General features: G+C 62.8%; 13 protein-coding genes and 1 other RNA gene. 8 read left to right on the forward strand and 6 right to left on the reverse strand.

The window, feature by feature from the left end; genetic code table 11:
* Positions 1–20: 20 nt before the first annotated feature.
* Positions 21–815, reverse strand: a complete 795-nt coding sequence (locus tag GGD53_RS28055; RefSeq protein ID WP_184459984.1) for a thymidylate synthase — start codon at positions 813–815, stop codon at positions 21–23.
* A 111-nt stretch (positions 816–926) separates the two neighbouring features.
* Between GGD53_RS28055 and ssrA the strand changes: the two genes are divergently transcribed.
* The 4 genes from ssrA (at position 927) to GGD53_RS28075 (ending at position 2,504) form a co-directional block, all read left to right on the forward strand.
* Positions 927–1,289: a transfer-messenger RNA gene (ssrA, locus tag GGD53_RS28060) on the forward strand.
* Positions 1,290–1,415: 126 nt separating this feature from the next.
* Entirely contained in the window at positions 1,416–1,931 is a 516-nt protein-coding gene (locus GGD53_RS28065; RefSeq protein WP_064803733.1) for an SspB family protein, read from the forward strand.
* A gap of 50 nt (positions 1,932–1,981) precedes the next feature.
* The gene (locus GGD53_RS28070) at positions 1,982–2,176 is read left to right on the forward strand and encodes a DUF4169 family protein (protein ID WP_011652756.1); all 195 of its coding nucleotides are present in this window, start codon (positions 1,982–1,984) and stop codon (positions 2,174–2,176) included.
* A 103-nt stretch (positions 2,177–2,279) separates the two neighbouring features.
* Positions 2,280–2,504 carry a ribbon-helix-helix domain-containing protein gene (locus tag GGD53_RS28075; protein WP_183701857.1) on the forward strand — a complete coding sequence of 75 codons (225 nt, stop codon included), beginning with the start codon at positions 2,280–2,282 and terminating at the stop codon, positions 2,502–2,504.
* 58 nt (positions 2,505–2,562) lie between these two features.
* Here the strand turns inward: GGD53_RS28075 and GGD53_RS28080 are convergent, their stop codons facing one another.
* The 3 genes from GGD53_RS28080 to GGD53_RS28090 form a co-directional block, all read right to left on the reverse strand.
* On the reverse strand, positions 2,563–6,273 hold the full coding sequence (locus tag GGD53_RS28080) for an AsmA family protein (protein ID WP_184459985.1): 3,711 nt from the start codon (positions 6,271–6,273) through the stop codon (positions 2,563–2,565).
* 113 nt (positions 6,274–6,386) lie between these two features.
* Complete coding sequence (locus GGD53_RS28085) at positions 6,387–7,799, reverse strand: FAD-binding oxidoreductase (RefSeq protein WP_184459986.1); 1,413 nt, start codon at positions 7,797–7,799, stop codon at positions 6,387–6,389.
* A gap of 262 nt (positions 7,800–8,061) precedes the next feature.
* Complete coding sequence (locus GGD53_RS28090) at positions 8,062–9,096, reverse strand: aldo/keto reductase (protein ID WP_184459987.1); 1,035 nt, start codon at positions 9,094–9,096, stop codon at positions 8,062–8,064.
* A 90-nt stretch (positions 9,097–9,186) separates the two neighbouring features.
* On the opposite strand from GGD53_RS28090, the gene GGD53_RS28095 reads away from it, so the two are divergent.
* Both GGD53_RS28095 and GGD53_RS28100 read left to right on the forward strand, forming a co-directional pair.
* A complete protein-coding gene (locus tag GGD53_RS28095; protein ID WP_184459988.1) occupies positions 9,187–10,089 on the forward strand; it encodes a LysR family transcriptional regulator in 903 nt (300 codons plus the stop codon).
* A gap of 212 nt (positions 10,090–10,301) precedes the next feature.
* On the forward strand, positions 10,302–11,396 hold the full coding sequence (locus GGD53_RS28100) for an AbrB family transcriptional regulator (RefSeq protein WP_184459989.1): 1,095 nt from the start codon (positions 10,302–10,304) through the stop codon (positions 11,394–11,396).
* Here the strand turns inward: GGD53_RS28100 and GGD53_RS28105 are convergent.
* Positions 11,356–12,270: an AraC family transcriptional regulator gene (locus GGD53_RS28105; RefSeq protein WP_184459990.1), complete on the reverse strand. Its 915-nt coding sequence runs from the start codon at positions 12,268–12,270 to the stop codon at positions 11,356–11,358. The genes GGD53_RS28100 and GGD53_RS28105 overlap by 41 nt on opposite strands.
* Before the next feature lie 32 nt (positions 12,271–12,302).
* Between GGD53_RS28105 and GGD53_RS28110 the strand changes: the two genes are divergently transcribed.
* The gene (locus GGD53_RS28110; protein ID WP_184459991.1) at positions 12,303–12,710 is read left to right on the forward strand and encodes a DUF2000 family protein; all 408 of its coding nucleotides are present in this window, start codon (positions 12,303–12,305) and stop codon (positions 12,708–12,710) included.
* A gap of 70 nt (positions 12,711–12,780) precedes the next feature.
* Here the strand turns inward: GGD53_RS28110 and GGD53_RS28115 are convergent, their stop codons facing one another.
* On the reverse strand, positions 12,781–13,446 hold the full coding sequence (locus tag GGD53_RS28115) for an OmpA family protein (RefSeq protein ID WP_064694663.1): 666 nt from the start codon (positions 13,444–13,446) through the stop codon (positions 12,781–12,783).
* A 74-nt stretch (positions 13,447–13,520) separates the two neighbouring features.
* Between GGD53_RS28115 and GGD53_RS31490 the strand changes: the two genes are divergently transcribed.
* Positions 13,521–13,757: hypothetical protein (locus GGD53_RS31490; protein WP_210303370.1), on the forward strand; the 237-nt coding region annotated here is incomplete at its 3' end.

Here is a 13,757-nt window from a genome sequence, read left to right on the forward strand (position 1 = left end):
TTAAAACTGCGAGTGAAGCTTCAGACGGCGATCGGCGCTTTGATGCTGGCATCGGCCTCATAGCCCGCCAGCTCGAAATCCTCGAACCTGAAGCCGAAGATATCCTTCACATCAGGGTTGATGCGCATGAAAGGCAGCGGCCTTGGCCGGCGCGTCAGCTGCAGCTTCGCCTGATCGAAATGATTGTGATAGAGATGCGCGTCGCCGAACGTGTGGACGAAATCGCCGGGCTTCAGCCCCGTCACCTGAGCCACCATCATCGTCAAAAGCGCATAGGAAGCGATATTGAAGGGCACGCCGAGGAAGATATCGGCGGAGCGCTGATACAGCTGGCAGGAGAGCTTGCCGTCGGCCACGTAGAACTGGAACAGGCAATGGCAGGGCGGCAGCGCCATCTGGTCCACTTCGGCCGGATTCCAGGCCGAGACGATGTGGCGGCGTGAATTCGGATTGTTGACGATGCCTTTGACGAGATTGGCGATCTGGTCGATATGGCCGCCGTCAGGCGCCGGCCAGGAGCGCCACTGAGCGCCGTAGACCGGGCCGAGATCGCCGTTCTCGTCGGCCCATTCATCCCAGATCGAGACGCCGTTCTCCTTGAGATAGCGGATATTCGTTTCGCCCTTCAGGAACCACAAAAGCTCGTGGATGATCGAGCGCAGATGCAGCTTCTTCGTCGTCAGGACGGGAAAGCCTTCCTCGAGATCGAAGCGCATCTGATGGCCGAAGACCGAGCGCGTGCCGGTGCCGGTGCGGTCGCCCCGGTCGGAGCCCTTTTCCATCACATGGGCGAGGAGATCGAGATATTGCTGCATGTCGCGCTGATTCCATTTTCTCCAATTTATGCCGTCGGCTTGAAGAAACCAATCGCAGTCGGATATTTTCCCGTTCTTTCTGCCGCCCGACATAAAGCTTTTATGACGTTTGCCCTTTTCTTGGGCGAAGGAAATCATTATATCAGCCTTGCCGGCTCTCGGGCCGGCTATGGCAATAAATGAGCGGTGTAATAAACCTATTGGACCCGGGGGCGGTACCCGGCGCCTCCACCAAAAACCGGCGGGATCGAAGGCCGGCTTTTGATGGGGGCGAAATAGGATCGACAAGGGTGTAAAGATCGACTTTTTGCTCGGCATTGTACCGCCGTTATCGGGCTAAAATTGTAGTTGCAAACGACAACTATGCGGAAGCTCGTCTCGCTGCTTAATCGCGGTGTGACACTTCAATCAAAGTCCTAGTGGTTCGCACCTCTAGGCGGGGTCCGAAGGCACCTGGCAACAGAAGCCTTCACCTTCTCCCTCACACTGAAATCATGTATGCTGATCTACGCGTGACTCGGCTCCGGACTTTCCCAAGGCGCCTGAACGTGCCATATACCTTGTGAAAAGACTTCAGAACCGACGAAAGACAGGTAAAGCATGGGGCAGGATCATATCCGCTACGACATTCTGGCGCAGGATGCACTTCGCGGCGTCATCCGCAAGGTTTTGGCGGAGGTAGCAACGACGGGTCGTCTGCCCGGCGACCACCACTTCTTCATCACCTTCCTCACGGGTGCCGCGGGCGTGCGCATCTCCCAGCACCTGAAGTCCAAATATCCTGAGCAGATGACCATCGTCATCCAGCATCAGTTCTGGGATCTCAAGATCACCGAGACGCATTTCGAAATCGGCCTCTCCTTCTCCGACGTTCCGGAGAAGCTGGTCATACCCTTCAATGCGATCCGCGGCTTCTACGATCCCTCCGTCAATTTCGAGCTCGAATTCGACGTGCCGCTTGCCGACGGCGAAGAGCTGCCGTCCGGTGAGATCACCGCCTATCCCGTTGACGCGGCAGGAAAGCCCGATGAAGCCGCCGGCGCAAAACCGGCCGACGGCGAAGAGAAGAAGCCGGGCTCCGTCGTCTCGCTCGACTCCTTCCGCAAGAAACAGTGATTTCAAAGGGAGGCCGAGCCTCCCTTTTTCATAAGGATCAAGCCTCGCGCATGAGCGCCGAAATCATCAATCTGCGTCAGTTCCGCAAAAAGCAGGCCCGCTCCGAAAAGGAGAAGCAGGCCGAGCAGAACCGCATTTCCTTCGGCCGCACCAAGACCGAAAAGCAGCTCACCCGCAGCCTGAACGAGAAGGCCGACAAGGCTCACCGCGACGGCCGGATCGAGACGGACGACGACGGCGCATGAAGCTTCACGCAAAGCTTGAAGAGCCGGAAACGAATCGGCGATCAGCCACTTGCGCGATTTCCTTGAATCGATCCTCCAAGCCGACTGCGATGTGATCCGGCTGATGATCCGCAAGCACTCGGCGACACTGCATGGCCATCGCACCAGCTTTTCGCTGGAAGATGAATTCTGGGCTGAGCTGAAGACGATTGCGGCAAGCCGTTCGATGTCGCTTGCCGCCCTGATTTCCGAGATCGACGACCACCGCCCGCCGGACAGCAACCTGTCCTCGGCGCTGCGGCTCCATGTGCTTTCATGGGCGAAGGCCGGCTGTGGCGGCCGGCCGTGACGCCGGGAATTCAAATAAAAACCTGAAACATCTCAGGCGACGCAAACCCCACGCGTCTTCATTGCGCCTGAATGCCCGGCAGATGGTCGAAATCGAGCTGACCGGGCTGCATCTGCCCGGAGCGCCGGGCCGCCTCCGCCTCGGCGGCCGCCCTCGCCTGCGCATCAGCCTTGGCTTTTGCCTCCGCTGCACGTGCGGCCTCCGCCGCGGCAGCGGCCTTCTGTGCAGCCGCCTCCTGCGCCAGTCTTCGCAGCCGCTCTTCCTCCGCCTGCCGTTGCCGTTCGATTTCGGCCGCTCTGACGCGCTCGGCGTCATTGAAACGATAGAGCGCCACTTCGCGGCGCAGCCGCTGCTTTTCGAGCACGATCGCCTGCAGCCGCTCGACGCGCCGCCGCTCGCGCTCAAAGGCACGCAGCGACAGGTAGCTGGTGATATCGGTCACGTCCATCGTCTTGCCGGGTGACGGCAGCATGCCGGAAAAGTTCAGCCTCAGCGCCGGCTCGACACCCGGAAGCGCCTCCGCGCCTGGATTGAGGCCGATGCCGACCGTCGCGCTGATCCGCTCCTCCGGCAAGGCGATCTGTGCGTCAGCGGTAACCCGGGCCAGATCGTTGGCCACGGTCACATTCTGCACCCTGAGCGTTCCGTCGGTGATGTTGAAGGGAATTCCGAGTGGCGGCAGCTTCGCCTCGCCGTTGTTGAGCAACGTCTCGACGATCGGATGCACCTTGCCGGCATTGATCTGTTCCTGCATCGGGTCGGTGGCGGCAAGCAGCGGCGGAAGGATGGCAAGGTTCAGTCCGCGTATGCTCGTATCGCCGAGTCTCAGCTCCCCCGAACCATTGAGCGAGCTGGCGATCTCGCCAACCGTCTTGCCCGAGGCCTCCATCGACAGCGACAATCCGAACTTGCCGTTGGCAATCGGCGCGCCGTCACGCAGCCAGATGACCCCGGCAAGATCGGAATCGGCGAGCGCCAGCTTCGTCTGCAAGAAACCGGTTCCATCGGCATTGGTGAAGAGCAGGTTGCCGGAGAGCTTGCCGCCATCCCAGTTGCCGGCCATGTCGTTGAGCTGCAACTCGTCGCCCTTATAGGCGACGTTGCTGGTGAAATTGGACACTGCCGTTTCCGGCAGTCCGGGCCAGAACTCCTTGGCCGACAGCTTCACCTTGACGTCCAGATCTTTGAAGGTGGGCAGGCCCAGCGGCGCCTTCGACAGCGTGCCGTTGGCGGGATCGACGATCTGGCCGAACACCGCCTCGCCGAGCCAGCCTGCATCTGCCTTGGCGAGCGTCAGCTCGCCGCTCGCTGTCGTCTTCGCAGCCTTGCGGTCGAAGGTCAGCGCACCGGAAAACGCGTTGTCGGCCGCATGTCCCTTGAGATCGGACAAGACGATCTTGTCGCTATCGACGGCGGCGTTGACCTGCAGGCCGAACGGCAACCCCGTTCCGGTCTGCGGCAGAGCGATGCCGTTCATGATGAGATAGGGGTCGATATCGGCGCTGTCGAGCGAAAGCGCGATCTGACCGTTCATGAAGCTCTCCGGCCGCACGTCAACCTTGCCCTTCGCGGTAAACGAGGTCCGGTCGGTCGCAAAGGTCAGCGCCGCATCGGCAGGATCGTTGCCCGACGCCTTCACCTTGAGCGTCAAGCGGCCATTCGCGCCGACATCGACCGGCAGCGGGTCGAGCCCGGCCTGACCGAACAGGATCGACGGCACAGCGTTTTCGAGCGTCGCCTCCAGGCTCGTCGTGCCGTTGCCGGTCAGCGCCAGGAGATCGGACATGCGGTAATCGAGGTTGACGCGACTGCCGTTGGAGACGCCGGCCAGCGTCACCGTCAGCGCATCGCCCTCGTCGCCACCGAGCGTCAGCGCGCCGCGCAACGCCGTATTCCCATACCAGCCGGCATTGCGCACCAGCCGGTCGAGCACGGGGTGGTGTGGAAGATGCTCGCGCAGCATGGTGAAGAAGCCGCCGGGATCGGCCGATTTGAAGGTGATCTCGCCCGCACCCTTATAGTCGAGCAGCGAGCCTTCGGCCCGGCCGGTCGCCGTCAGCTCGGCGCCCGCGACATTCTTGACTGACAGCCGGTCGACCGCAAGCGCTCCGTCGGCGATGGTGAAGGTGGTCTCGACATTCTCGGCGTCGACCCCGAAGGCGGTGAACCTGTCGGCTTTGAGCTGTGCGGCGATCTTATGGTCGAGGACATTGTCGCCGCTCTCCTGCCCGGTCGCGAGACCGGCCAGCGCCTGCAGCGCGTCAAGATCGAGGGTGTCGCCATTCAGCGCCACCGACAGGGTCGGCGTCTGGCCGGAGATCGCCTGCCGCTCCAGCCGGCCCTTCAGCGTCGCCGATCCGACGGCGATTTCGAGATTTTCGAAACGCTGCAATTCATGAGTGAGGCTGACATTGGCGGAAAAGCCCGCCTGCCGCAATTGGCGGATGGCCGGGTCGACCGAGCCGGCCAGCCATGAGGCTAGCCCCGTTGGCTGGTTCGAGGCCATCACAATCTGGCCGTTGAACGAGGGTTCTCCCTGAAGCAGGAGCTTGCCCTTGCCTTCCACTTGCGTGCGCCCCGGCAGCGTGCCGACGGCGCTGTCGATCATCCAGCCGGTACCGGCCGGCTCCAGCTCCAGTTGCACATCGCGCAGCGTCGTGTCGCCGGCGACGATGGCCGGCAACTTGACGCTTGCCTTGCCCGGCACCTGCGGGATCGGCACCTGCGCGACGATATCGATCAGAGAATTCAACCGTTGGCGCGCCGAAACTGCGGCATCCCGCGTCGTCTTGCCGGCCGCGCCCTGATTGCCGATGCGGTTCACGTCTATCTGCTGCCCGTCGGCGGTCAACAGGAATTCCGGCGCGTTGCCGGTATCGAGCGTCGCCTCCCCGGTTATCACATAGGGATCGTCCGTCGGGCCGATCTCCATCCGGTATTCGGGAATGCGGATACGTTCGTTGGTAAGCTCGAAGCGGCCCTTGAGCCTCGGCGGCTGCTCGTTCTTGTTGGCGGACCTGGCGCTGTTGCCGGTTTCGATCGCCGCCGAAAGCTGGCCCTGATAGTTCGGCTTGCGGTCGACCAGCTTCAGTTCGCCGTCGAGATCGATACTGACCGGATGTTTATCCGGCGACAGCTTCGTGCGCATGCGCAGCACGCCCTTCTCGTCCGGCTGGCTGCTCGATATCGAGAAATTGCCGTGCTCGCCGTCGAGGGCCGCATCGCCCTCGACACGCCAGGGGCCGGCGAGCGATTTGGCCGACATCTCTGCATTCAGGCCGGTGATGCGGCGCGCCCGGCCCGACTGGTCGTCGAGGAAGTCGACTTCGCCACCGCTGACATGCACATTTTCGAGAACGACTGTTTTGGCCGGTATTTCGGCGCGGCTGCCGCGCATCCAGTCGAGTGTGCCGTCCTTGAGCAATCTGAGGCGCACCTTCGGATTGACGACGCGCATGTCGAAGATCAGCGCCTCGCCCGACAGGAAAGGCGCAAGCTCGGCATCCATGGAAAATTGTTCGACCTTGACGATCGGCGTGCCGTCAGCCTCCTGACCGACACGCACGTCATGCAGCGTGACCGACGGAAACGGCAACAGACGGGCATCCACCGTGCCGTGGACGGTGACTTTCTTGCCGATGATGCGGCTTGCCTGATCCTCGAAGTTCTTGCGGAAATCGGTCCAGTCGATGAACAGCGGCGCAAGCAGCGCCACAAACAGCACTACGACGATCACTCCCCCCAGAAAGACGAGGAACCGGCCTACCAATGCAAGGATTCTCCATTCGGGATTGTATTGCCGACAATGTTCAGGGTTCTATTGTCGACACTAGCGCTATTCATGCGATGGGCAAGGCCCAAGTTCATGAGAATATTCCGTTTTCAGCCTTGGTGGAAAATCTTGCCGGGATTGAAGATACCGTCTGGATCGAGCGCCTGCTTCACCTGTCGCATCAGATCCACCGAGCCTCCGAGCTCCTGCTCCAGAAAGGCCATCTTGCCTTGCCCGATCCCGTGCTCGCCGGTGCATGTTCCGTCCATATCGAGTGCCCGGCGGTTGAGCCGCTCAACGAAGCTTTCGGCCCTGGCTATGTCGCCGGCGCTTTTGTCGTCGAACAACAGCAGCACATGGAAATTCCCGTCGCCGGCGTGGCCGACGATAGGGCCGAGCAGCCCATGTTCCTCGATATCCGCCTGCGTTTCGGAAACGCAATCGGCAAGCCTCGATATCGGAACACAAACATCGGTCGAAAGTGCGGCAAGCCCCGGCGCCAGCGCCCTCGCGGAAAAGTAGGCGTTATGACGCGCCTTCCAGAGCTTCGTCCGCTCCTCGGCATTGGCGGTCCAAAGGAACTCGCCCCCGCCGCATTCGGCCGCGATCTCAGCGAAGGCTGCCGATTGCAGCGGCACGGTCTCGTCGGTGCCGTGAAATTCGAGGAAAAGCGTCGGGCATTCGGCATAAGACAGACCGGAATAGGCATTACACGCTCGCATCTGCACAGCATCGAGCAGCTCGATACGCGCCACCGGGATCCCCATCTGGATCGTCATGATGACGGCATCGCAAGCCGCCTTGATGCTCGGAAAGGCGCAGACGCCGCCGGCAATCTTCTGCGGGATCGCCTGCAGGCGCAGCGTCACCGAGGTCAATATGCCGAGCGTGCCCTCGGCGCCGACAAAGAGCCGCGTCAGGTCATAGCCGGCCGAAGACTTGCGGGCACGCCGCGCCGTGCGGATCTCCTCACCATTGGCGGTGACTGCCGTGACGGCAAGCACATTGTCCTTCATCGTGCCGTAGCGCACCGCATTGGTGCCGGAGGCCCGCGTCGACGCCATGCCGCCGATCGAGGCATTGGCGCCGGGATCGATTGGGAAGAACAGGCCGGTATCACGCAGGTGGACGTTCAGCGCCTCGCGGGTGATACCGGGTTCGACCGTGCAGTCGAGATCCTCCGGATTGACCTCAAGCACCCGGTTCATGCGGCTGAAATCGATTGAAATACCGCCGCTTACGGCATTGACCTGACCTTCCAGCGAGGAGCCGGTGCCGAAACCGATCACCGGCACCTTGTGCGCCGCACAGGCCCTGACCGCCATCTTCACGTCATCGGCGTTTTCGGCAAAGAGAACGCCATCGGGCAGTTGCGACGGGATATAGGTCGTCGTATGCGCATGCTGTTCACGGAAGGACTGGCCGGTCTGGAAGCGCTCGCCGAAGCTCTGTTTGAGAATACCGAGCACGGCGGATATCCCCGCCTCGTTGCGTGTTCCAGCCTTTGCGTCCTTCAGCGCCATCCCTTTGATCTCCCTGCCATTCAGCGTAGACGAGACCGCGTCCCGCAGACTACTGCGCCGCACGTCCGTTCAGACGTACATGGACACTGTAGAACTTTAAAATTGCTGCATAATTTCGTCTTACATCGATTCCGATTTAAGGAGATATGCAGCAGGCTGGGTATGGGGCAAGTCAAAGCGGCTGTCCAGTTAAGATTGGGAAAAGTTTCACTCCCCTTTTGTTGTAGACCAGAGGCCATGGACAGGCCGGCCCGCGGCCGCCTCAGACGATCGGTGGATTGAGGCGCGCAAAGCCCTGCTGCCGTCGATAAGGGAAATAAGGATAAGGCGCCGTCACCGCGCTAACCGCGTCGAGCCTTTCGATCTGATCCTTCGACAGGCGCCAGTCGGCCGCGGCAAGGTTCTGCCTGAGCTGATCCTCGTTGCGGGCGCCAATGATGACGCTCGATACCGTCGGCCGGCCGAGCAGCCAGTTTATCGCGATCTGCGGCACAGTCTTGCCGGTCTCCGCTGCGGTCGAATCCAGCACCTCGATGATATCGAACAGCCTCTCATCGTCGACAGGTGGGCCGTATTGGGCCGTCTCGTGCAGGCGGCTTGCGGCCGGCAGCGGCTCACCGCGGCGGATCTTGCCGGTGAGCCGCCCCCAGGCGAGCGGGCTCCAGACGAGAGCGCCGACGCCCTGGTCGGCGCCGAGTGGCATCAGCTCCCATTCATAGTCGCGCCCCGCCAGCGAATAATAGACCTGATGGGCGACATACCGCGGATAGCCCCAGCGCTCGACCGCCGCCAGCGACTTCATCAGCTCCCAGCCGGCAAAATTCGAGACGCCAACATAACGGATCTTGCCTGCGGCGACGAGGCCGTCGAGCGTCGACAGCACCTCCTCGACCGGGGTCGAGGCATCGAAGGCGTGAAGCTGCAAGAGGTCGATATAATCGGTGCCGAGCCGGCGCAGCGCATCCTCGGTCGCGCGGATCAGCCGCGCCCGCGAGGTGCCCCAGTCCTGCGGCCCCTCGCCCATCGGCAGCGCGGTCTTGGTCGAAATCAGCACGGCATCCCGCCGGCCGCGGATCGCCTGGCCGAGCACCTCTTCGGACGCACCGGCCGAATAGACATCGGCCGTGTCGAAGAGATTGACGCCGGCTTCAAGGCAGATGTCGACGAGCCGCCGGGCCTCTTCGGCATCGGTATTGCCCCAGGCGCCGAACAGCGGGCCGCTGCCGCCGAACGTACCCGCGCCGAAGCTCAAAACCGGCACCCTAAGGCCGGATGCGCCGAGATTTCGATATTCCATGATCTGTCTCCGTGTTTCCTCTGAGATAGACGCGGCCATCCTGTTGATATAGATTGCCTGACAGAACATCATCTGTGACTTGAATTCATCATGAGCCGTCAGGACATCAACCGCTCCGGCGAGATGGAAGTCTTCGTCAATGTCGTCGAGCGCGGCGGTTTTTCCGCAGCCGCCACGGCGCGACGCATGACGCCATCGGCCGTCAGCAAGCTCGTCGCCCGGCTGGAGGCGCGCCTCGGCGCCCGCCTCGTCAACCGCTCGACCCGCAAGCTGCAACTGACGCCGGAGGGCTGCGCCTTCTATGAGCGCAGCATCGCCATCCTTGCCGATATCGCCGAGGCCGAACGCCAGGCTTCATCAGGCGAACAGGCCTCGGGCCGCATCCGCGTCAACACCAGCGGCTCCTTCGGCAATCATCTGCTGGCGCCGCTCGTGCCCGCCTTCATGGCGCTTCATCCCGCTGTCACGCTCGATATCACCCACACCGACAGGGTGGTCGATCTGATGGAAGAGCGCGCCGACGTTGCGGTCCGCACCGGCCCCTTGAAGAACTCCAGCCTGATCGCCCGCAAGCTAGGCGCCACCGGCAAGCTCATCGTCGCTTCGCCCGATTATCTCAGGCGTCATGGCGAACCGCACAGCGTCGCCGATCTCAGCCGCCATTGCCGCATCGGCTTTTCCTACGTCCGCGCCGTCGAGGGCTGGCCGCTGCGCGAGGACGACGAAACGGTGACGGTGCCGATCACGCCGGGCGTGCAGGTTGGAGATGGCGAAGCCATGCGCCATCTGGCGCTTGTCGGCGCCGGCCTTGCGCGGCTGGCCGCCTTCACCGTGCGCGCCGATATCGAAGCCGGCCGGCTGGTGCCGGTGCTGGAAGCGGCCAATCCCGGCGATATCGAGGAATTCTATGCCGTCTACATGGGCCAGGGCGGACCGCTGCCGGCGCGCGTGCGCGCCCTGCTCGATTTCCTCGTCGAGCATGTTCGACTCTGATGAGATAACAAAGGCTTGAGGGCGGCGGCTTGAATCAAATTCGCATGCTGCGTCGCCGGAAGCCAGATTTCGCAATTGACCGCCCTCGCAGCCCCCGCCTATACCGAGGCCGCGCCGACCGGCCCTTGAGCCGGCCTCTCTTCGTCATGCCGGAGCTTCCTCCCACCTTCACCCTTAGGACTTGGCACCGGCCTGGAAACATACGGGGATTCATGCCACTCAGCCACGCACGCCGCCTGATGCGGGATGCCGGCCTGCCGAAATGGGCGCTGCTGCTCACGCTTTCCACGGCCCTCACCGTCGTTCTCGAACTCTTCGCCCTGCCCGCCTCGCTGCTGATCGGACCGATGGTTGCCGCCATCGTGCTGGCGCTGACCGTCGGCAAGGGAAAGCTTCGCGTGCCGCTTCAGCCGCTGCAGTTCGGTCAGGTCCTCGTTGGCCTGATGATGGCGCGCACCATCACCCCTGATATTCTCGGCGCCATGGCGAAGGACGCGCCGCTCTTCCTGCTGTTCGTCTTCTCGGTCATCGCCATCGCCACCGGTCTCGGCTGGCTCCTGACGCGTTGGCAGGTGCTGCCGGGAACGACCGCCGTCTGGGGCTCGTCGCCAGGTGCGGCCTCCGCCATGGTCATCATGTCGGAAGCCTATGGCGCCGATGCCCGCCTCGTCGCCTTCATGCAGTATCTGCGCGTCGTCTTCGTCGCCGTCGGCGCTTCGGTGATCTCGCGCCTCTGGGTGGCGACCGACGGCGGCGAGCCGCCGCCGCTCGTCCTCTTCCCCGCAGTCGACTGGCCGGCCTTTGCGGCGACCATCACCTTTGCTGGCTTTTGCGCCTATGGCGTGCGCCGCCTGCGCATCCAGGGCGGCATGATCATCGTGCCGCTCTTTCTCGGCGCCTTCCTGCAAGGCATCGGCATCCTGAAGATCGAGCTGCCGATGTGGCTGCTTGCCATCGCCTATGCGCTGGTCGGCTGGAGCATCGGCCTGCGCTTCACCCGTTCGATCATCAGCCATGTGGCGCGGGCCCTACCGCGGGTCGCCGCCTGCATCGTGCTGCTGATGGCGCTTTGCGGCTGCATGGCGGCGGCACTTCATGTCTTCGCCGGCATCGATCCGCTGACGGCTTATCTCGCCACCAGCCCCGGCGGCGCCGATTCCGTCGCCATCATCGCTGCCTCAAGCGATGTCGACGTCCCCTTCGTGATGGCGATGCAGACCGGCGGTTTCCTGGTCATTCTGCTGATCGGGCCGGCGCTTGCCCGCTTTATCGCGCGCCGTTCCGGCCTTGCGGAAAACCCCGTCTGAGGCTGGCCCATTGGCCGGGCGTGATGCCGTAGGCCTTCTTGAAATGGCGATTGAAATGCGCTTGGTCGGCAAAACCCGTCGCAGCCGCCACATCGGCGAAACCTTCGCCCGCGCCCATCAGCGCCTTCGCCTGCTGCAGGCGCCGCATCAGCATGTAGCGGTGGGGGCTGGTGGCAAGGGCCGTCCGAAAATGCCGTGACAGCGTGAAGCGGTCGAGGCCGGTTATCTTCTCCAGTTCGCCCGAGCGCACGGGCCTGAGCGCATGCGCCTCCAGATAATCGCGCGCTGCCCGCACCTGCCGCCAGGCGACCGCGCGCAGTGGCCGGCGGCGCACCTGCGAATGTCGCGACAAGCCGCCGGCGACGCGGCTGACGAAATCGTCGACGAAAAGCTCGTCCAGCTCCCGATCGAGTTCGCCGAGCGCGCCCAGCAGCACCTCAGCCAAGGCCCCGTCGCCGATGACCGGCTCCTCGACGAAGGGAAGCCCGATCTTCTCCGCCTCCAGGCATTCCATCAGCAACGAAGGCTCCAGGTAGAGCATGCGGTAATGCAGGCCGGCCTCGGTCGCCGCCCCGCCGTCGTGCTCCTCGTCCGGATGCAAAACGATCACCTGCCCCGGCAGGCTGAAGCGTCGCTCGCCGCGATAGGTGAAGGTCTGGACGCCGTGCAGCGTCACCCCGAGCGCATAAGTATCGTGCCGGTGCGGCTCGAAGACATTGCCGGAAAACTGCGCCTCGATCCGCTCGATGCCGGGAAAGGCGGGCGCCGTCAGGATACCGCTGGTGGCGGGCGCGGCCAGCATGCCGCTGCCCCGCTGCGGCTCGCACAAACGTTCAAGACCCTCGAAGACCTGCGGCGTTAAATCCTGGCTCAACGCGTTTCGATACCCTGATGAGAGAGACTGGAATGTTTGATACCAAAATTGCGATCGTCCTGCGAAACAATCTTGCCGGCTGGCAGAAGCTGAACGTCACAGCCTTCCTGTCGACAGGCATCGCCGGGCAACATCCTGAAATCATCGGCGAGCCCTACAAGGACCGCGCCGGCAATCTCTACAACCCGCTATCGATCCAGCCGATCATCGTGCTGTCCGCCGACGAAGCGACAATCTCGACCATCCATCGCCGCGCACTGGAGCGCGAGGTAACCTCCTCCATCTTCATCGAGGAGATGTTTGCTACCGGCCATGATGCCGCCAACCGCGCCGTTTTCGCCGAATATGCCCCCGACGACGCCAAGGTCGTCGGCATCGCGCTGCGCGCCGACAAGAAGGTCGTCGATAAGATCACCAAGGGCGCGACGATGCAGCATTGATGCAATCGGCAGAAACGAAGAAGGCCGGGCGATGACCCGGCCTTCTGTCGTCTGAAAGAGAGTGCCTGCATCAGCCCTGGGTGATCGGCGCGATCTGGATTTCGACGCGGCGGTTCTGGGCGCGGCCGGCCTCGGAGGCGTTGGAGGCGACGGGCTGGGAGGGGCCGAAGCCGACAGCGGAGACGCGGCGCTGGTCGATGCCCTGGCCGCCGAGATAATCGGCAACCGACAGCGCGCGGCGCTGTGACAGGTCCTGGTTATGTTGCAGGCTGCCGGTCGAATCCGTATGGCCGTTGACGTCGATCAGCGTGCGGTTGAACTTGCGCAGCACGATCGCCACCGAATTCAGCGTCGGATAGAAGCCCGGCTTGACCGCATCCTGGTCGACGTCAAAGGTGATGTTCGAGGGCATGTTGAGGATGATGTTGTCGCCCTGACGGGTGACGGAGATGCCGGTGCCTTCGAGCTGGGCGCGAAGCTCGGCTTCCTGCTGGTCCATGTAGTTGCCGATCGCGCCGCCGGCCAGCGCGCCGATGCCGGCGCCGATCAGCGCTGCGTTGCGCTTGCCGTGCCCGCCGCCGCCGACGGCCACGCCGACGAGGGCGCCGCCGAGCGCGCCGAGCGCCGCACCACCCGCCGTATTGGAAACCTTCTGCTCACCCGTATAGGGATCGGTCGTCGTACAGGCGCTGAGATAGCTTGCTGCGACAGCCAGAAGTATGAATTTCTTGATCATGGACAGGACAGTCTCCGTTCAAAACTGATGCGAGCAAATGGCAAGGATTACGGCAAGAAAATGAAGATGTTCTCTTGATAGGCGAATTTCAGGCGCCGAAACAGCAGCCATGTTGCAGCAATGCGCTGATATCACCAGTTTTTAGCAACAGGCAGGCCGCTGGGCTGCATCTGATATCACCGCATGGAACGCCGGTGGCCGGCCCGTCCTTCGAGGCCCTGCGGGGCACCTCAGCAACCGTGTTGTTGCGGTTCGCTCCATGGGGTTCGTCTTTTGAGAATAGTGTTGATCATGATGATGAATTTCCGCAT

The organism is Rhizobium aethiopicum (assembly GCF_014197535.1).
Lineage (GTDB): Bacteria > Pseudomonadota > Alphaproteobacteria > Rhizobiales > Rhizobiaceae > Rhizobium > Rhizobium aethiopicum_A.

Excerpts from the sequence above, each read along its gene's own strand:
- GGD53_RS28055 (WP_184459984.1), bottom strand. The coding sequence starts at position 815 with ATGCAGCAATATCTCGATCTCCTCGCCCATGTGATGGAAAAGGGCTCC.
- GGD53_RS28065 (WP_064803733.1), top strand. The coding sequence starts at position 1,416 with ATGGGGCAGGATCATATCCGCTACGACATTCTGGCGCAGGATGCACTT.
- GGD53_RS28070 (WP_011652756.1), top strand. The coding sequence starts at position 1,982 with ATGAGCGCCGAAATCATCAATCTGCGTCAGTTCCGCAAAAAGCAGGCC.
- GGD53_RS28075 (WP_183701857.1), top strand. The coding sequence starts at position 2,280 with ATGATCCGCAAGCACTCGGCGACACTGCATGGCCATCGCACCAGCTTT.
- GGD53_RS28085 (WP_184459986.1), bottom strand. The coding sequence starts at position 7,799 with ATGGCGCTGAAGGACGCAAAGGCTGGAACACGCAACGAGGCGGGGATA.
- GGD53_RS28090 (WP_184459987.1), bottom strand. The coding sequence starts at position 9,096 with ATGGAATATCGAAATCTCGGCGCATCCGGCCTTAGGGTGCCGGTTTTG.
- GGD53_RS28095 (WP_184459988.1), top strand. The coding sequence starts at position 9,187 with ATGAGCCGTCAGGACATCAACCGCTCCGGCGAGATGGAAGTCTTCGTC.
- GGD53_RS28100 (WP_184459989.1), top strand. The coding sequence starts at position 10,302 with ATGCCACTCAGCCACGCACGCCGCCTGATGCGGGATGCCGGCCTGCCG.
- GGD53_RS28110 (WP_184459991.1), top strand. The coding sequence starts at position 12,303 with ATGTTTGATACCAAAATTGCGATCGTCCTGCGAAACAATCTTGCCGGC.
- GGD53_RS28115 (WP_064694663.1), bottom strand. The coding sequence starts at position 13,446 with ATGATCAAGAAATTCATACTTCTGGCTGTCGCAGCAAGCTATCTCAGC.